Consider the following 16,461-nt stretch of genomic DNA (forward strand, 5'->3'; position numbering starts at 1 on the left):
CACAGGTAATACTAAGGAGTTCCATCATGTCGGCAACTCTGACCAGCAAAGGCCAGGTCACTATTCCCAAGCAGATTCGCGATGCGCTTAATCTGGCACCCGGCTGTGCGGTGGACTTCGCCGTCAATCGCGATGGTGACGTGGTGATCCGCAAGGTAGGCGCCCGAACCAGCCGCAAGCCGGATCGCTTCGAGGCCGCGCGCGGCAAGGCCGACGTGAAATGGCGGACGGACGATCTGATGGCGCTGCTGCGCGGCGACTAGGGCAACGCCGATGCTACTGGTCGATACCAATGTGCTCGTCGATGTGCTGGAGGATGATCCGGAATGGGCGGATTGGTCGATTGGCCAGTTGCGGGCGCAATCGAAAATCCACCGGCTGGCTATCAATCCGGTCATCTACTCGGAGTTGTCGCTGACGTTTTCCTCGGTAGAAGCGCTCGATCAGGTGATCGATGACCTGGGGGTGGTGATGGTCGAACTTCCGCGTCCGGCGTTGTTCCTTGCCGGCAAGGCGTTTGTCCGCTATCGCCGACAGGGTGGTACGAAGGGTAATGTGCTCGGCGATTTTTTCATCGGCGCGCATGCTGCAGTGTCGAAGTATCCAATCTTGACCCGTGATACGCGCCGCTTCGCCTCGTATTTCCCGTCGGTGAAACTCATCGCACCGGAAAACTGAGCGGAGGCGATGCGGTTGTGCGATCGACTACCGCTCTCCGATTCTGGTTAGCAGCCCTGCTCGCCACCCTTCTCCTCGCCGACCAACTCCTCCCGCCCCCGCTCCCCGGTGGCAGCAACCCCGCCCACCTCGCCCCTCACGCCCAGGTCGTCCTCGCCCGCGACGGCACGCCGCTGCGGGCCTTTCCCGATCGTGCGCACATCTGGCGGCACCCGGTGCGGGTGGCGGAGGTGTCGCCGCGCTATGTGGAGGCGGTGCTGGCCTACGAGGACCGCTTCTTCCGCTGGCATCCCGGCGTGAATCCGTTCGCGCTGCTGCGCGCGGCGGGGCAGTGGCTGTGGCACGGGCGCATCGTCTCGGGCGGTTCGACGCTGACCATGCAGGTGGCGCGCATGCTGGAGCCGGAGGTCTACGCCTCGCGCTCGCTCGCCGGCAAGCTGCGCCAGATGGCGCGGGCGGTGCAGCTGGAGCTGCGCCTGTCCAAGGCCGAGATCCTCGAGCTGTATCTCACCTATGCGCCGATGGGCGGTGTGCTCGAAGGCGTCGAGTCGGCGAGCCGCGCCTATCTCGGCAAGCCGTCGCTGGCGCTGTCGCACGCCGAGGCGGCGCTGCTGGCGGTGCTGCCGCAAACGCCGTCGCGCCTGCGGCCGGACCGCTTCCCCGGGCGGGCCCGCGAGGCGCGCGACAAGGTGCTCGATCGCCTTGTGCCCGAGTGGGGCGAGGCCACGGTGATGGAGGCGAAGCAGGAGCCGGTGATCGCGCAGACGTTGCGCGAGCCGCTGCTGGCGCCGCTCTTCGCCGAGCGCGTGCGCAAGCTCTACCCGAAGGCGCAGCGGGTGGATACGACGCTCGATGCCGGCACGCAGGCGAGCGTCGAGCAGCTCGTCGCGGCGCGGCTCGCCGTGCTGCCGCCGCGCGTGTCGATGGCGGCGCTGGTGGTCGACAACGCCACGCTGGAGGTGCGCGCCTACGCCGGTTCGGCCGATTTTTCCGACGCCGAGCGCTTCTCGCATGTCGACATGGTGCAGGGCCGGCGCTCGCCCGGTTCGGCGCTGAAGCCCTTCCTTTACGGGCTGGCGCTGGACGAGGGGCTGATCCATTCCGAATCGCTGCTCTCCGACGTGCCGCAGTCCTTCGCCGGCTACCAGCCGGGCAACTTCCAGGCGAGCTTTTCCGGCCCGGTGGGGGTGACCGAGGCGCTGCAGAAATCGCTCAACGTGCCGGCGGTGGAAGTGCTCGACCGCCTCGGGCCGCAGCGCTTCGTCTCGCTGTTGCGGCGCGGCGGGCTGAAGCTCGATCTGCCGCGCGGCGCCGAGCCGAATCTGTCGGTGATCCTCGGCGGGGTGGCGGTGAACCTCGAAGGCATGGTCGGCGCCTACACGGCGTTCGCGCGCGGCGGCGTGGCCGGCAAGCCGCGCTACACGGCCGATGCGCCGGTCGAGGAAGCGCGCCTGCTGAGTGAGGGCGCGGCCTTCATCATCCGCGACGTGCTCGAATCCGGCGGCCCGGTGGCGCGGCAGGTCGAAGGTGGCGTCGGCGCGCGGCGCGGCATCATGTGGAAGACCGGCACCAGCTTCGGCTTCCGCGATGCGTGGGCGGTCGGCGTCAGCGACCGCTACACGGTCGGCGTCTGGGTCGGCCGCCCGGACGGCACGCCCAACCCCGGCTTCTTCGGCGCCAACGTCGCGGCGCCGCTGCTGGTCGATGTGTTCGCGGCCATCGACGATTCGCGCCCGGCCAAGCGCACGCCGCCGGCGAGCGTGACGCAGGCCAAAGTCTGCTGGCCGCTCGGCCTGCGCGCCGACGCCGTGCCGGCCGCGCTGTGCCACCACGAGCGTACCGCGTGGCTGTTGAACGACGCGGCGCCGCCGACCTTCCCCGACCGCCTGCGCGGCGGCGCCGCGCGCTACACCGACTACCGCGACGCCACCAGCGGCCGGCGCGTGCGCGCGGCCTGCTCGCCGGGCGAGATGCAGGCGGTGGAGATGGCGCGCTGGCCGGCGGCGCTGGAGCCGTGGCTCGACGCCGCGACGCGCGAGCGTGCGCTGCCGCCGGCCTGGGCGCCGGCCTGCGCGAAGGCGCAGGCGCCGGAGGCCGGGCTGAAGATCGTCGGCATCGCCGACGGCGAGACGATCCGCCGCGCCGGCGGTTCGCCCGGAGGCCCCGTGCCGTCCTTGCGCCTCGAAGCGCGCGGCGGCCAGCAGGAGCGCATCTGGCTGGTCGACGGCCGCCAGGTCGGTCGGGCGCCGGCCGGCACGGCGCTGCATCACCGCTTCGCCGACCCCGGCCGGCACACGATCACGGTGATGGACGACGCCGGCCGCCACGATCGGGTGGAGATCAGCGTGCGCTGATCGCCGATGCCTCTGGAATGCGCGACAATGGCCCATTACTTCCAGCGCAGGGGGCGTCATGAATGAACAATTCCAGTCGCTTGACCAGGTGAAGGCCACGGCCATCGACATGGTGCTCAAGTTCGGTCCGAAGCTGGTGGTGGCGGCGGCGATCCTGGCGGCGGGCTATTTCGCCGGGCGCTGGGTGGCGCGCATGGTCGGCCGCCTGCTGCAGCGCTTCCGGCTGGAGCCGCCGGTGCTGGCGCTGCTGACGCGGGTGGCGCACCTCGCCGTCTTCGCGCTGTTCGGCATCATGGCGCTGCAGAACCTCGGCGTCGAGCTGCTGCCGCTGATCGCCGGCCTCGGCGTCGCCGGCGCCGGCGTCGCGCTGGCGATGCAGGGCATCCTCGGCAACGTCGCCGCCGGGCTGACGATCATCTTCACGCAGCCCTTCCACGTCGGCGACTACATCTCGATCGCCGACGAGGAGGGCGAGGTGCTCGACATGAGCCTGTTCAGCACCACGCTCGGCCACACCGACCGCTCGAGGGTGGTGATCCCCAACCGCAAGATCGTCGGCGAGATCCTGCACAACTACGGCAAGCTGCGGCAGCTCGACCTGACGGTGGGCGTCGCCTACGGCACCGACATGAATGCCGCGCTGCACGTGATCGACGAGGTGCTGCGCGCCAACCCGCGCGTGCTGCAGGACCCGGCGCCGGTGGTCGGGGTCAAGCAGCTGGCCGACTTCAGCGTGAACATCAGCATCAACCCGTGGGTGGCCGTTGCCGACTACGTGGCGGCGGGGGGCGAGCTCAACAAGGCGGTGCTGGAAGCCTTCCGCAAGGAGCAAATCGAGATCCCGTTCCCGCAGCACGAGGTGCGCATGCTCGGCGGGGCAGCCTGAGGCGCCTGCCTGTGCTAAATTGATTGCGGCTGCCGGCAGTTCGCCGCGGCCGCCACTCCGCCCGGGCCTGCCGGGATTCCGCATGGGCATTCTGATCGAGTTGAACAAGGGGCGCGTCCCGGTCAAGGTGTGGACGCGCGACATCGAGCCGGAGGCGATGCAGCAGCTGCTCAACGTCGCTTCGCTGCCGATCGTGCACGGCCACGTCGCGGCGATGCCGGACGTGCATCTGGGCATCGGCGCCACCGTCGGCGCGGTCATCCCGACCCGGCAGGCGATCATCCCGGCCGCCGTCGGCGTCGACATCGGCTGCGGCATGAACGCCGTGCGCACCTCGCTCACCGCCCGCGACCTGCCGGACAACCTGCGCCGGCTGCGCTCGGCGATCGAGGCGGCGGTGCCGGTCGGCTTCGACCAGCACGCGCGGAGCCCGATGCGCGGCGCCGAACTGCAGCGCATCGAGCGCGAACTGGGCGGGCGGCTGGCCCGCATCGTCGGCAAGCATCCCGAGCTGAAGAAGATGCAGCGCCGCTTCGACGAGACCTGGGCCTGCCAGATCGGCACGCTCGGCGGCGGCAACCACTTCATCGAGCTGTGCCTGGACGAGGCCGACCGCGTCTGGATCATGCTGCACTCGGGTTCGCGCGGCATCGGCAACGTGCTCGGCCGCTACTTCATCGCCGCTGCGCAGCGGGACATGCAGCGCCACCAGCTGCAGCTGCCGGACCGCGACCTCGCCTATTTCGCCGAGGGTTCGGCCCTCTTCGACGACTACGTCGAGGCGGTCGAGTGGGCGCAGGACTACGCCTTCCTCAACCGCAGCCGGATGATGGCGGCGATCGTCGAGGCGCTGAAGCCGCTGCTGCCGCCGTTCCGGCTGGAGGCCGAGGCGATCAACTGCCACCACAACTACGTCGCGCGCGAGGAGCATTTCGGCGAGCGCCTGTTCATCACGCGCAAGGGCGCGATCTCGGCGCGCGCCGGCGAGCTGGGGATCATCCCGGGCAGCATGGGCGCCCGGTCGTACATCGTGCGCGGTCTGGGCAACCCGCAGTCCTACTGCTCGTGCGCGCACGGCGCCGGGCGGCGGATGAGCCGCAGCGCCGCCAAGCGCCGCTTCGGCCCGCGCGACCTGGAGGCGCAGACCGCCGGCGTCGAGTGCCGCAAGGACGCCGGCGTGGTCGACGAGATTCCGGCGGCGTACAAGGACATCGACCAGGTGATGGACAACCAGCGCGACCTGGTCGAGGTCGTGCACACGCTGAAGCAGGTGCTGTGCGTGAAGGGATGAGGCGGCCGGGAACGACCGCCAGCGAAAGGGAGACGATGGCCTACGCCGCCGAATACCAAGCCAGCGAACCGAGCCGCGCCGAGATCGACGCGCTCGGCGAACCCGCCGTCGTCGAGTTCGGCGCGCCGTGGTGCGGCCATTGCCGGGCGGCGCAGCCGCTGGTCGCGGCGGCCTTCGCCGCCTATCCGCAGCTGCGCCACGTCAAGGTCGAGGACGGCCGCGGCCGTCCGCTCGGGCGCTCGTTCCGCGTCAGGCTGTGGCCGACGCTGGTCTTCCTGCGCGGCGGCGTCGAGGTGGCGCGGCTGGTGCGGCCGACCGACGGCGCGGCGATCGCCGCGGCGCTGGCGAAGGTGACGGCGTGAGCGCCCCCGGCCCGGCGATCGGCGACGCCGCCGACTTTTCCGCGCTCGATCGGGCCGGCCTCAACCTGCGCGCGGTTTTCGACCTCGCCGCGCTGCCGGCCGCGATGCGCGCGGCGCTCGACCCGGCCGGCCGCTACCGCCAGCTGATCCTGCTCGGCCATGGCGGGCGGACCTTGTGGGAACGGGTGCAGGCCGCCGGGCTGCAGTCCGCGCACCCGATCGACGACTTCTGCGTGGCCGTCGTCGAGGACTGGCTGGCCGCGCAGCTGCCGGGGCGCGCGTATGCGATCGCCTATCCGGGCGAGGTGCCGGTCGGCCTGCAGGCGCTCGGCCGGCTCGCCGGCTGGCACCACGAATCGCCGTTCCGCGTCGGCATCAACACCGCGTGGGGCTCGTGGTTCGCCTACCGCGCGCTGGTGCTGGCCGATACCGCCTTGCCGCCGACCTCGCCGCTGCCCGGCGAGTCGCCGTGCGCGAGTTGCGCGGGGCAGCCCTGCGTTGCCGCCTGCCCGGCGGGCGCGCTCGCCGGCGGCGATTTCTCGCTGGCGAAGTGCATCGCCTACCGCCGGCAGCCCGACTCGCGCTGCCGCGTCACCTGCGTCGCGCGCACCTCATGCCCGGTGCGGCCCGAGCACCGCTACGACGACGCGCAGATCGCGCACAGCTATGCGCGCTCGCTGGCGATGATCGAGCGCTGGGGCGGCTGAGCGCTGCCGTCGGCGCCCGTGCCGGCGCGGCCGGCGTTCGGTTTCAACACCGCCAGCAGCACCCCGGCCGCGGCGAGCGCGATGCCGCCGAAGGCCGCGCTCTCGATCGTCTGCCCGAACAGCAGGTAGGCGGTGATCGCGGCGCTGACCGGCATCAGGTAGAAGATGCTCGCCACGCGGCTGACCTCGCCGCGCTGGATCAGCAGGCCGAGCAGCGTCACCGCGCCGACCGACACCGGGACCGCCATCCACAGCAGCGCGACGACGAACTCGCCGTTCCAGTCCGCCGTTCCCGATTCGAACAGCGCGGCGCCGGCGAACATCGGCAGCGCGCACAGCGCGTGCTGCAGCGTGCTGCCGGTGAGCGCAAGCATCCCCGGGCAGCGCGCCTTCTGGTACAGGTTGCCGGCCGACATGCCGAGCAGGCCGAGCCCCGACAGCAGCGCCGCGTTGAGGTAGGCGGGGTCGATCTGCAAGCGTCCGCGCAGCACCAGATAGACGCCGGCCAGCCCGAGCAGCAGGCCCAGCCATTGCCGCCGCGAGACGCGTTCGCCGAGCAGCGGTCCGGCGCCGAGCGCGACTAGGATCGGATGCAGCGCGATGATCAGCGCCGACACCGCCGGCGGCACGCCGCGCGCGATGCTGTAGAAGACGCTCGCCGAGAAGAGGCCGATGCCGAGCAGGCCGGCGATGCCGGCGAGGATCGCCGCCGCCAGCGCGAAGCGCAGGCCGAGGAAGAGGAAGGGCTCGGCGTGCGGCAGGCCGAGGCGGGCGCCGACGAAGCCGGAGCCGGACAGCGCGACGAAGAGCAGCGGCAGCGCCGCCGGCAAATCCAGTATGCGCTTCACGGCGTCGTCGCCGCCAGCCGCCGCGCCGCCTGCGTACGGCCGGCATAGCCCCAGTTCTCGGCCGGCAGTTCGCGGATGACGACGTAGCTCGCCTCCGGCACGTCGCCCAGCGTCTCCGCCAGCAGCGCGTGCAGCGCGGCGATCGTGCGCGCCTTCTCGGCCGGGGTGTTGGTGCCGGCGGTGATGGCGATATCGCAGTGCGCCGGCGTCGCGCCGCCGGCGACGTGCTCGCCGCCGATCAGCCAGGCCGCCTCGCCGGCGTCTTCGACGAGCACCGCGGTGACGTCGCGGCGCTTGCCGAGCAGGTCGACGATCAGGTCGGTGGCGCGCCGGCCGAGCCGTTGCCGGGTGGCGGCGTCCGCCGGCCGGCCGAGGGTGATGCGGATGAAGGGCATGGTCGTTCTCCTGCGGGGTTGATTCCTGACCACTCTAGCGGCTACGATGTAATTTCAAAAATTGATTTATCTGAGATCAAAATACAGATAGAGAATTATGCGGACCCGTCACCTCGACCCCGAGGCGCTGCGCGCACTGGTCGCCATCGCCGACACCGCGGGCTTCTCCGCTGCCGCGCAGCAGCTCGGCCGCACGCAGTCGGCGGTCAGCCTGCAGATCAAACGGCTGGAGGAGGCGCTCGGGCAGACCTTGCTCAAGCGCGTGCAGGGGCGGGTCGACGGACCGACGGCCGAGGGCGAGCTGTTGATCGCCTACGCCCGCGAGATCCTGCGGCTGAACGACGAGGCCTACGCCAGCGTGGCCGAGAACGCCGCCGCCGGCTCGCTGCGCATCGGCGTGCCGGAGGAGCTGATGGAGCACGTCTTCCCGCCGGCGATGCGGCGCTTCCAGGCGCTGTTTCCGCGCATGCGCGTGACGCTGCGCGCCGGCCCGTCGCCGGAACTGCGGCAGGCGCTCGCCGCCGGCGAGTTCGACCTGATCCTGTTCAAGCACTGCGACGCAACGCCGCCGAAGGGCTGCGTGCCGGTGTGGTCGGAGCCGCTGGCGTGGATGGCCGGCGAAGGCTACGCAACGGGCTTGCCGACGCCGCTGCCGCTGGCGCTGTTCGGCGAGAATTGCGTCTTCCGCATCGCCGTCACCGCGGCGCTGGCGAAGGCGGGGGTCGCCTGGCAGCTGGCCTATTCCGGCGCCAGCGTGAGCGGCCTGCGCCAGGCGGTGATGTGCGGGCTGGGCATCGGCGTGCTGCCGCGCAGCCTGCTGCTGCCGGGCATGGTGGAGATTGCGGCGGGCCTGCCGCGTCTGCCGGATGCGAATCTCGCGGCGGCCTTCGCGCCCGGTCAGCCGCTCCCGGCGGCGGAGCGCTTCGTGGCGCTGATGGGCGAGGAGCTGCGCCAGCAACGCGGCATGCGTGCTGCGGCCTGAGAGTTCAACGATTCAGCGGGGCAGCGGCCGGCGCCACAGCGGCGCCAGTCCGAGCAGCCCGAGCAGCGGGCCGGGCAGCAGCAGCCAGGCGATGGCGAGTCCCCAGCCGTCGAGCAGGCGCGTCGCCAGCGCGATGGCGACGACGGTGATGGCGAAGCCGATCGAGTTCTGGATCGCCAGCGCGCTGCCGACGATCTCCGGCGGGCAGGCCTTGGCCGACAGCGCCGAGAACTGCGGCGAGTCGGCGACGACGCTCATTCCCCACAGCAGCAGTACGGCGAAGACCAGTGCCGCCGGCGCGCCGCCGAGCAGCGGGAAGGCGAGGCAGCAGGCGGCCGAGGTGGCGAGTGCGACGGCAGCGACGCGGGCGCTGCCGAAGCGCGCCGTGAGCTGGCCGCCGAGCACGCAGCCGAGCGCGCCGATGCCGATCACGGCGAAGGCCTGCGCGGCGACGCCGACGCCGAGCGCCTCGGGCAGGCCGGCGCGGACGATCAGCATCGGCGTCAGCGTCCACATCGCGTAGAGTTCCCACATGTGGCCGAAGTAGCCGAGCGCGGCGGCGCGGAAATCGGGGATCGTGAACGCGCGGAAGACGCCGCCCAGCGACAGATGCGGCGCGCCGTGCCGGCGCTTCAGGTGCGGGCCGTCGCCGAGGGTCAGGATCAGCAGCGCGGCGACCACGGCCAGGGCGGAGGCGGTGAGGATCGGCGCCTGCCACGGCCAGGCCGCGCCGAGCGCGCGGATGCCCTGCGGCAGCGAAGTGCCCAGCGTCAGCATGCCGACCAGCCAGGCCAGCGCGGCGCCGGCGCGCTGCGGCTCCCAGCTGACGATCAGCTTCATGCCGAGCGGGTAGACGCCGGCGAGGCTCAAGCCGACCAGGAAGCGCCAGCCGAGTGCGGACGGGATGTCGCTGGCGAGCCCGGCGAAGGCCGCGTTGGCGGCGGCGCCGAGCACCGCGCAGACGGCGAAGATGCGGCTCGCCGGGAAGCGGTCGGCGAGCCCGCTGACAGCGAAGGCCAGCGTGCCGAGGATGAAGCCGAGCTGCGTGGCGTTGGTCAGCCAGCCGATCTCGGCCGGGCCGGCGCCCCATTGCCGCATCAGGTCGTCGGCGGCGCTGTTGGCGGAAAACCAGAGCGAGGTGCCGAACAGCTGGGCGAGGACGATGACGGCGATCGGAGCGCGGGCGCTCATCGTCCCGCTCTCCTCACTTCGCCGGCTTTGCCGACCACGAATCCTTCAGCGTCACCGTGCGGTTGAACACCGGCGCCCCCGCCTTCGAGTCGACGCGGTCGGCGACGAAGTAGCCGTGGCGCTCGAACTGGAAGCGGTCCTCGGCCTTCGCGTCCTTCAGCGACGGTTCGAGCTGGGCGGTGATGACCTGCTTCGAGTTCGGGTTGATGTCGTCGAGGTAGTTGCGCTCGAGTTCCGGGGCGTCGCCTTCGCGCCGCGCGCCCGGCGCCGGCGCGGCGAACAGGCGGTCGTAGAGGCGGATCTCGGCGCTGTAGCCGTGCGCGGCGGACACCCAGTGCAGGTTGCCCTTGACCTTGACGCTGTCGGCGCCCGGCGTGCCGGACTTGGTGTCGGGCAGGTATTCGCAGAAGACCGTCGTCACCTTGCCCGCCGCATCCTTCTCGCAGCCGGTGCATTTGACGATGTAGCCGTACTTCAGCCGCGCCATGTTGCCGGGATAGAGGCGGTGGTAGCCCTTCGCCGGCTCCTCCATGAAGTCCTCGGCCTCGATCCACAGTTCGCGCGAGAAGGGCATCGCCCGCTTGCCGAGCTCGGGCTTCAGCGGATGGTTCGGCGCGAAGCAGTCCTCGCTCTGGCCTGCCGGGTAGTTGGTGATGACCAGTTTCAGCGGGTCGAGCACGGCGACGCGGCGCTCGGCCGAGTCGTTCAGCACCTCGCGCATGCAGTCCTCGAAGACGACGTAGTCGATCAGCGAGTCGGCTTTCGAGACCCCGATGCGCTCGGCGAACAGCCGGAAGCCCTCCGGCGTGTAGCCGCGGCGGCGGGCGCCGACCAAGGTCGGCATGCGCGGGTCGTCCCAGCCGGCGACGTGCTTCTCGTCGACCAGCTGGATCAGCTTGCGCTTGGAGAGCACGACGTAGGTCAGGTTCAGCCGCGAGAACTCGATCTGCTGCGGCAGCGGCCGCTGCAGCAGGCCGCCTTCGGCGAGGCGCTCGAGCAGCCAGTCGTAGAACGGGCGCTGGTCCTCGAATTCGAGCGTGCAGATCGAGTGCGTGATGTTCTCCAGCGCGTCCTCGATCGGGTGCGCGAAGGTGTACATCGGATAGACGCACCACTTGTCGCCGGTGTTGTGGTGCGTCGCGTGGCGGATGCGGTAGATCGCCGGGTCGCGCAGGTTGATGTTGGGCGAGGCCATGTCGATCTTCGCGCGCAGGATGTGGGCGCCGTCGGCGAACTCGCCGGCCTGCATGCGCTTGAACAGGTCCATGCTCTCGGCCGGCGTGCGCTCGCGGTAGGGGCTGTCGATGCCGGGCTGGGTCAGCGTGCCGCGATTGAGCCGCATCTCCTCGGCGCTCTGGCTGTCGACATAGGCGTGGCCGGACGAGATCAGGTACTCGGCGAAAGCGACCATCCAGTCGAAGTAGTTCGACGCATAGTAGAGGTTGTTCTCGCCGTCTAGCTCCCACGAGCAGCCGAGCCATTTCACCGCGTCGACGATCGAGTCGACGTACTCCTGCTCCTCCTTCTCCGGGTTGGTGTCGTCGAAGCGCAGGTGGCAGCGGCCGCCGTACTGCTCGGCCAGCCCGAAGTTGAGCAGGATCGACTTGGCGTGGCCGAAGTGCAGGTAGCCGTTCGGCTCCGGCGGGAAGCGGGTGCGGATCTTCGCCGGATCGAGCGGCGCGCCGGCGTGGTCGGCGGCGGTGCCGGGCCTGCCGGCCCAGCGGCGCTGCGCGTGCTTGCCGGCGGCGAGGTCGGCCTCGACGATGTTCTTGATGAAATTGGCGGCCGGGGCGGCGGTGTTCTCTTTGGACATGGGATCGTGGGCAGCGGGGGCCGCGGCGGGGCGGCGATAGGCGAATTCTATCAGGCCGCCGCGGCGCCCGTGCCGCCGCGGCCGCTCACTGCCCGTGGGCGGCGGAGCGGCGGAAGCGCTCGAGCAGGTCCGGGTCGTGCTTCTGGGCTTCCTCGGTGTCGAGGATCGCCATCACTTCCTGGTGCGTGCGAGCCCGGTGGTAGGGGCGCGGCATCGCCATCGCGTCGTAGCTGTCGACGATCGACAGGATGCGCGCGAGCAGCGGCACGTCCCCGCCGGCCAGCCCGTCCGGGTAGCCGCTGCCGTCGTAGCGCTCGTGGTGGTGGCGGACGATGGTCGCCACCTCGCTCATGCCTTCCTCCTCGATCGCGCGCAGGATGCGTTCGCCGCGGATCGGGTGGGTCTTCATCACTTCCCATTCGTCGGCGTTGAAGCCGCCGGGCTTCATCAGCACGTGGTCGGGGATGCCGATCTTGCCGATGTCGTGCATCGCCGAGGCGATGCCGAGCAGGCGCAATTCTTGTGAGGACAGGCCGCATTCGACGCCGAGCGCGCGCGCCAACGTAACGACGCGGTCGCTGTGCTCGCGGGTCCGCCCGTCGCGTTCGTCGAGCGCGGCGATCAGCGTGCGTGCAAATTGTTCCGGGGCCAGGTCGTCGGTCGGGCGGTCGGGGCCGGTCATGGTCGCTCCTCGGTGGCCGCCCCGCGGCGGAAAAGGGGCGTGTCGGTGTGACCGCGGGCGGGGAAGGGGGTTCCGCGCGCCGGGCTAGAGCATCAGCGCGACGCCCTGGCGCGAGGATTCGATGTGGCGCTCGAAGTCGCCGCGGCGGAGGATGCCGAGGAAGGCGGCGACCACCGCCGGATCGAACTGCGTACCGGCGCCGGCTTCCAGCGCCGCCATCGCCGCCTCCTGCGTCCACGGGCTCTTGTACGGGCGCGGGCTCATCAGCGCGTCGAAGACGTCGACGACGGTGACGATCCGCGTCGCCAGCGACAGTTCGCGCGCCGGCCGTCCTTCCGGGTAGCCGGTGCCGTCCCAGCGTTCGTGGTGGCTGTAGGCGATCTCGCGCGCCTGTTCCATGAATTTGTCGTGAGCGAGGATCGAGGCGCCGATGTGGGTGTGGCGCTGGATCTCGGCGAATTCCTCCGGCGTCAGTGGCCCCGGCTTCTGCAGGATGGCGTCGGAGATGCCGACCTTGCCGACGTCGTGCAGGCGGCTGGCCTTGCCCCACAGTTCCGCCTCTTCCGGGGCGATGCCGAGCTCGATGGCGACCGCGCGGGTGTAGTGGTCGATGCGCTGGATGTGGCCGCCGGTGGTCTTGTCCTTGAATTCGGCGACTTCGGCGAGCATGTCGATGGCGTGGTCGAAGGATTCCTGCACTTCCAGGTGCAGGCGCTTGTTGTCCAGCGCCGCCGAGCACTGGTGCGCGAGCACCCGGATCAGGTCGCGGTCGGAGGCGGTCAGTGGATTCTGCGCCTCGATATAGACGAAGCCGACCGGGCGGGCGGCGATGGTCAGCGGCACGACCATCACGCGGTCGGAGTTTGCGGCGTCGGTCCGGTCGTTGAGGATCAGGCCCGTGCAGTAGTCGCGGATTTCCTCGAAGCGCTTGCTGTCGGCGAAGCCGCCGCAGGCTGCGCGGACGCTCACCTCCTGGCCGTCGAGGGTGGCGACGATGCCGTCGAGGGTGCCCAGGCAGCTGGTCTCGGAGAGGTCGCAGAGGCCGACGATCTGCGTCAGGATGCCCTCGAAGAACTGGTTCAGCGGCGTGTTGGCCAGGCGGTAGATATCGGGCGCCGCGGCGAGCACGTGCGCCAGGCCGAGCCGGTTGAGGTCGATCGTCTTCAGGTCGCGGTAGGACTTGATCGCGGTGCGCACGGTCGTATACAGCCGGGTCGAGGTCAGCTCGGTCTTGTCCTTGTAGTCGTCGATGTCGTAGTGGTCGATGACGAAACGCTCGGGGGCGATGCCGGGCTGGCCGGTACGGATGACGATGCGCAGCATCGCGTTGTTCAGCTCGTTGCGGATGTATTCGACCAGGCGCAGCCCGGCGTCGTCGCTTTCCATGACCACGTCGATCAGCGCGGCGGCGATGTCGCCGTGGTCGGCGAGCAGCGCGCGTGCGTCGCGGGCCGAGCGGGCGGCGAGGATGTCGAGGCCGCGGCCGGCGAAGCGGAAGTCCTTCAGGTTCAGCTGCGTCAGCGCGATCACGTCCGGTTCGTCGTCGACGATCAGCAGTTTCCAGTTCGGTGCCGCCGGCTGGCGCGGTGCTTCCGGCCTGTTTCCCTTGACCAGTTTCATGGCTTGCGGTCTCCCTCGACGATTTCACAGGGAATCGAAATATCGAACTCTACGCCGGCGCCGGGTTGCGCGGTGCACCGGATCTGGCCGGCGAGCTCCTCGGTGACGATGTTGTAGCAGAGGAACATGCCGAGCCCGGAGCCGCCCGCGCCGCGCTTGGTGGTGAAGAAGGGCTCGAAGATGCGTTCGGCGACGTCCTGCGCCATGCCGGCGCCGTCGTCGCGGTAGACGATCCGCAGCGTGCCGCGCGCCGGCACGCCGACCGAGACGGTGATCGTGCCGCTGCGGCCGCCGTCGGCGAACCCGTGCTGCAGGCTGTTCAGCACCAGGTTGGTGAGCACCTGCTCGAACAGGCCGGGGATGCTGTTGATGCGCAGTTCCGGCGGACATTCGATGCGCAGTTCGACCGGCTTGCGGCTGAGCTGCGCCTTCAGCGTGAAGGCGACGTCCTCGATCAGTTCGCGGACGGCGAAGACGCGGCGCTGCTCCGAGGTCTGGTCGATCGACGACTGCTTGAAGCGCTGCACGAGCGCTGACGCCCGCCGCAGGTTGGCCAGCGCCAGCTGGCTGCCGGTCTGCAGCGTCGCGAGCTCGTCGCGCAGCTGCGCCTCGTCGACCTCGTCGCCGGCGAGCAGCCGGTCGATCCGCCGCAGCGCCTCCTCGTTGTGCGAGACGGCGCCGACCGAAATGCCGACCGGCGTGTTCAGCTCGTGCGCGAAGCCGGCCACCATGCGCCCGAGCGAGGCCATCTTCTCGGCCTGCAGCAGCTCGTCGCGGGTCTGCTGCAGTTCGGCGATGTTGTCCTCCAGCCTCAACCAGCTGCGCCGCAGCTGCTCGAGCGCCCAGCCGCTGAACAGCACCAGCAGCAGGAACACGCTCCAGTGGGCGACGATGCTGCTGCGCTCGCTCGGCGCAGCGGCGGCGAGGAAGGGGGCGTAGTCCTGCGAGATGCTGATGCCGCCGCGCAGGTCGCCGACGCGGTAGCCCTGGTCGCGGTGGCAGTCGAGGCATTCCTTGGTCACATGCAGCGGCGCCAGGTAGCGGAAGACGCCGTTGCCGCCCGGCGCGACCAGCTCGGCGATCTCGTGCCGGCCGGCGGCGAGCTGTGCGAAGCCGGCGTTTTCCCACGCGTCCGGCGCGTTGTTCGGGTTGATCGGCTTCTGGCTGATGATGCGGAAGCTGAGTCCGCCGATGTCGCGGGTCATGTCGGCGATCATTCGCGTCATGAACGCCGGGTTGATCATCGTCAGCTTCTGGCCGTCGCGGGTCTCGATGTCGCGCCGCGGGTGCTCCAGGTACGGGTTCGGCTGCACCTGCTCGCTGATCGGCACATAGACGCCGCCGTGCATTGCGTTCCACTTGCGCGTGACGACCAGCATGCGGACGACGTTGCGGGCGCCCTCGGTGGCGATCTCGATGTTGTGCTGGCGGATCTGGGCGAGCGACGCGTCGAGGAAGAGGGCGGCGATCAGCGCGTAGATCGCCCAGAGCAGCAGCCACCAGACGCGGTTCACGACCAGCGAACGGATCACAGCCCCCATGACCTAGGCGCCCCCCTTGTGCTTATGGAATATTGATTTTCGTAAATCATGCCACAGCCGGCCGCTGCCGGCGTCGGCCGCCGCAGGCAAAAAAAACCCCGGCCGGGGCCGGGGTTGTCAATGCGGCGGGGGATGCCGCGAGGGGTCACACTCAGGACTGCAAGGCTCGAATCCGGGACTCGATCGGCGGGTGGCTGGCGAACAGCGCCATCCACGCCGGGCCGCCGGCGATGCCGGAACTGGCCATGTTCTGCGGCAGCGGTTCGGTGTGCAGGCCGCCCAGGCGGCGCAGCGCCGACACCATCGGCTGCGGGTTGCCCATCAGCTGCGCGGCGCCGCGGTCGGCGCGGAATTCGCGCTGGCGCGAGAAGTAGGCGACGATGATGCTGGCCAGGATGCCGAAGACGATGTCGCAGACGATCGTCGTCACCATGTAGCCGATGCCGGGGCCGGACGATTCCTGGTCGCCGCGGCGCAGGAAGGAATCGACCAGGTAGCCGACGACGCGCGAGAGGAAGACGACGAAGGTGTTCACGACGCCCTGGATCAGCGTCAGCGTGACCATGTCGCCGTTGGCGACGTGCGCCACTTCGTGCGCGAGCACGGCTTCGACCTCGTCGCGGCTCATGTTCTGCAGCAGGCCGGTGGACACGGCAACCAGCGAGCTGTTCCTGGTCGCGCCGGTGGCGAAGGCGTTCGGTTCGCCCTCGTAGATGGCGACTTCCGGCATCGCGACGCCGGCCCTCTGCGCCAGGCGCTCGACGGTCTGCACCAGCCAGAACTCGGTCGAGGTCGAGGGGCTGTCGATGACGCGGGCGCCGGTGCTCCACTTGGCCATCGGCTTCGACATCCACAGCGAGATGAAGGCGCCGCCGAAGCCCATCAGGGCGGCAAAGGCGAGCAGCGCGCCGAGGTTGAGGCCGTTGGCGGTGAGGAACTTGTTGACGCCGAGCAGGCTCGCCGTGATGCCGAGAACGATCATCACGGCCAGGTTGGTGGCGAGGAACAGCAGGACGCGTTTCATGGGGTTACTCCAGCAAAGGAATACGACGTGCGCATCATAAGGGGCTTGTCGATTCAGAAAAAGCGTATAAAAATTGAAGTAATGATC

General features: G+C 70.1%; 16 protein-coding genes. 8 read left to right on the forward strand and 8 right to left on the reverse strand.

The genetic code is table 11. The features are described from left to right. Window positions 1-26: 26 nt before the first annotated feature. The 7 genes from IWH25_RS07545 to IWH25_RS07575 all read left to right on the forward strand — a co-directional run bounded on the left by IWH25_RS07545 (window position 27) and on the right by IWH25_RS07575 (window position 6,278). Window positions 27-263 carry an AbrB/MazE/SpoVT family DNA-binding domain-containing protein gene (locus IWH25_RS07545; RefSeq protein WP_203388701.1) on the forward strand — a complete coding sequence of 79 codons (237 nt, stop codon included), beginning with the start codon at window positions 27-29 and terminating at the stop codon, window positions 261-263. 10 nt (window positions 264-273) lie between these two features. Then, window positions 274-678, forward strand: a complete 405-nt coding sequence (locus tag IWH25_RS07550) for a type II toxin-antitoxin system VapC family toxin (protein WP_203388702.1) — start codon at window positions 274-276, stop codon at window positions 676-678. A gap of 17 nt (window positions 679-695) precedes the next feature. Continuing rightward, window positions 696-3,032 carry a penicillin-binding protein 1C gene (gene pbpC, locus IWH25_RS07555; RefSeq protein ID WP_203388703.1) on the forward strand — a complete coding sequence of 779 codons (2,337 nt, stop codon included), beginning with the start codon at window positions 696-698 and terminating at the stop codon, window positions 3,030-3,032. Window positions 3,033-3,090: 58 nt separating this feature from the next. Continuing rightward, window positions 3,091-3,918, forward strand: a complete 828-nt coding sequence (locus tag IWH25_RS07560; protein ID WP_203388704.1) for a mechanosensitive ion channel family protein — start codon at window positions 3,091-3,093, stop codon at window positions 3,916-3,918. An 82-nt stretch (window positions 3,919-4,000) separates the two neighbouring features. Beyond that, entirely contained in the window at window positions 4,001-5,209 is a 1,209-nt protein-coding gene (locus IWH25_RS07565; protein ID WP_203388705.1) for an RtcB family protein, read from the forward strand. Between the two features lie 35 nt (window positions 5,210-5,244). Continuing rightward, the gene (locus tag IWH25_RS07570) at window positions 5,245-5,571 is read left to right on the forward strand and encodes a thioredoxin family protein (RefSeq protein WP_203388706.1); all 327 of its coding nucleotides are present in this window, start codon (window positions 5,245-5,247) and stop codon (window positions 5,569-5,571) included. Further along, entirely contained in the window at window positions 5,568-6,278 is a 711-nt protein-coding gene (locus tag IWH25_RS07575) for a hypothetical protein (RefSeq protein ID WP_238999031.1), read from the forward strand. The genes IWH25_RS07570 and IWH25_RS07575 overlap by 4 nt, the downstream gene beginning before the upstream one ends. Here IWH25_RS07575 and IWH25_RS07580 read toward each other — a convergent pair. Continuing rightward, window positions 6,236-7,126 carry a DMT family transporter gene (locus IWH25_RS07580; RefSeq protein WP_203388707.1) on the reverse strand — a complete coding sequence of 297 codons (891 nt, stop codon included), beginning with the start codon at window positions 7,124-7,126 and terminating at the stop codon, window positions 6,236-6,238. The two genes, IWH25_RS07575 and IWH25_RS07580, sit on opposite strands and share 43 nt — an antisense overlap. Then, window positions 7,123-7,521: a tautomerase family protein gene (locus IWH25_RS07585; RefSeq protein ID WP_203388708.1), complete on the reverse strand. Its 399-nt coding sequence runs from the start codon at window positions 7,519-7,521 to the stop codon at window positions 7,123-7,125. Before IWH25_RS07585 ends, IWH25_RS07580 begins: the two co-directional genes overlap by 4 nt. Before the next feature lie 97 nt (window positions 7,522-7,618). Between IWH25_RS07585 and IWH25_RS07590 the strand changes: the two genes are divergently transcribed. After that, entirely contained in the window at window positions 7,619-8,503 is an 885-nt protein-coding gene (locus IWH25_RS07590; protein ID WP_203388709.1) for a LysR substrate-binding domain-containing protein, read from the forward strand. A 12-nt stretch (window positions 8,504-8,515) separates the two neighbouring features. On the opposite strand, the gene IWH25_RS07595 is transcribed toward IWH25_RS07590, so the two are convergent. The 6 genes from IWH25_RS07595 to htpX form a co-directional block, all read right to left on the reverse strand. Further along, window positions 8,516-9,694, reverse strand: coding sequence for an MFS transporter (locus tag IWH25_RS07595; protein WP_203388710.1), 1,179 nt, complete (start codon window positions 9,692-9,694; stop codon window positions 8,516-8,518). Between the two features lie 13 nt (window positions 9,695-9,707). Then, window positions 9,708-11,507 (reverse strand): glutamine--tRNA ligase/YqeY domain fusion protein, encoded by a 1,800-nt coding sequence (locus IWH25_RS07600; RefSeq protein WP_203388711.1) that lies wholly within the window; start codon window positions 11,505-11,507, stop codon window positions 9,708-9,710. An 85-nt stretch (window positions 11,508-11,592) separates the two neighbouring features. After that, window positions 11,593-12,189, reverse strand: coding sequence for an HD-GYP domain-containing protein (locus tag IWH25_RS07605; protein ID WP_203388712.1), 597 nt, complete (start codon window positions 12,187-12,189; stop codon window positions 11,593-11,595). Window positions 12,190-12,273: 84 nt separating this feature from the next. Then, the gene (locus tag IWH25_RS07610) at window positions 12,274-13,809 is read right to left on the reverse strand and encodes an HD domain-containing phosphohydrolase (protein WP_203388713.1); all 1,536 of its coding nucleotides are present in this window, start codon (window positions 13,807-13,809) and stop codon (window positions 12,274-12,276) included. Next, the gene (locus IWH25_RS07615; RefSeq protein WP_203388714.1) at window positions 13,806-15,350 is read right to left on the reverse strand and encodes an ATP-binding protein; all 1,545 of its coding nucleotides are present in this window, start codon (window positions 15,348-15,350) and stop codon (window positions 13,806-13,808) included. The genes IWH25_RS07610 and IWH25_RS07615 overlap by 4 nt, the downstream gene beginning before the upstream one ends. A gap of 151 nt (window positions 15,351-15,501) precedes the next feature. Continuing rightward, window positions 15,502-16,374: a protease HtpX gene (htpX, locus tag IWH25_RS07620; protein ID WP_203388715.1), complete on the reverse strand. Its 873-nt coding sequence runs from the start codon at window positions 16,372-16,374 to the stop codon at window positions 15,502-15,504. Between the last annotated feature and the right edge of the window lie 87 nt (window positions 16,375-16,461).

Source organism: Azospira restricta, assembly GCF_016858125.1.
Taxonomy (GTDB): Bacteria; Pseudomonadota; Gammaproteobacteria; order Burkholderiales; family Rhodocyclaceae; genus Proximibacter; species Proximibacter restrictus.

What these genes read in the sequence shown, in the direction of transcription:
- IWH25_RS07590 (WP_203388709.1), top strand. Translation starts at nt 7,619, where the DNA reads ATGCGGACCCGTCACCTCGACCCCGAGGCGCTGCGCGCACTGGTCGCC.
- IWH25_RS07615 (WP_203388714.1), bottom strand. Translation starts at nt 15,350, where the DNA reads ATGGGGGCTGTGATCCGTTCGCTGGTCGTGAACCGCGTCTGGTGGCTG.
- IWH25_RS07550 (WP_203388702.1), top strand. Translation starts at nt 274, where the DNA reads ATGCTACTGGTCGATACCAATGTGCTCGTCGATGTGCTGGAGGATGAT.
- IWH25_RS07600 (WP_203388711.1), bottom strand. Translation starts at nt 11,507, where the DNA reads ATGTCCAAAGAGAACACCGCCGCCCCGGCCGCCAATTTCATCAAGAAC.
- IWH25_RS07565 (WP_203388705.1), top strand. Translation starts at nt 4,001, where the DNA reads ATGGGCATTCTGATCGAGTTGAACAAGGGGCGCGTCCCGGTCAAGGTG.
- IWH25_RS07605 (WP_203388712.1), bottom strand. Translation starts at nt 12,189, where the DNA reads ATGACCGGCCCCGACCGCCCGACCGACGACCTGGCCCCGGAACAATTT.
- IWH25_RS07545 (WP_203388701.1), top strand. Translation starts at nt 27, where the DNA reads ATGTCGGCAACTCTGACCAGCAAAGGCCAGGTCACTATTCCCAAGCAG.
- IWH25_RS07595 (WP_203388710.1), bottom strand. Translation starts at nt 9,694, where the DNA reads ATGAGCGCCCGCGCTCCGATCGCCGTCATCGTCCTCGCCCAGCTGTTC.
- IWH25_RS07610 (WP_203388713.1), bottom strand. Translation starts at nt 13,809, where the DNA reads ATGAAACTGGTCAAGGGAAACAGGCCGGAAGCACCGCGCCAGCCGGCG.
- IWH25_RS07585 (WP_203388708.1), bottom strand. Translation starts at nt 7,521, where the DNA reads ATGCCCTTCATCCGCATCACCCTCGGCCGGCCGGCGGACGCCGCCACC.
- IWH25_RS07560 (WP_203388704.1), top strand. Translation starts at nt 3,091, where the DNA reads ATGAATGAACAATTCCAGTCGCTTGACCAGGTGAAGGCCACGGCCATC.
- htpX (WP_203388715.1), bottom strand. Translation starts at nt 16,374, where the DNA reads ATGAAACGCGTCCTGCTGTTCCTCGCCACCAACCTGGCCGTGATGATC.
- IWH25_RS07570 (WP_203388706.1), top strand. Translation starts at nt 5,245, where the DNA reads ATGGCCTACGCCGCCGAATACCAAGCCAGCGAACCGAGCCGCGCCGAG.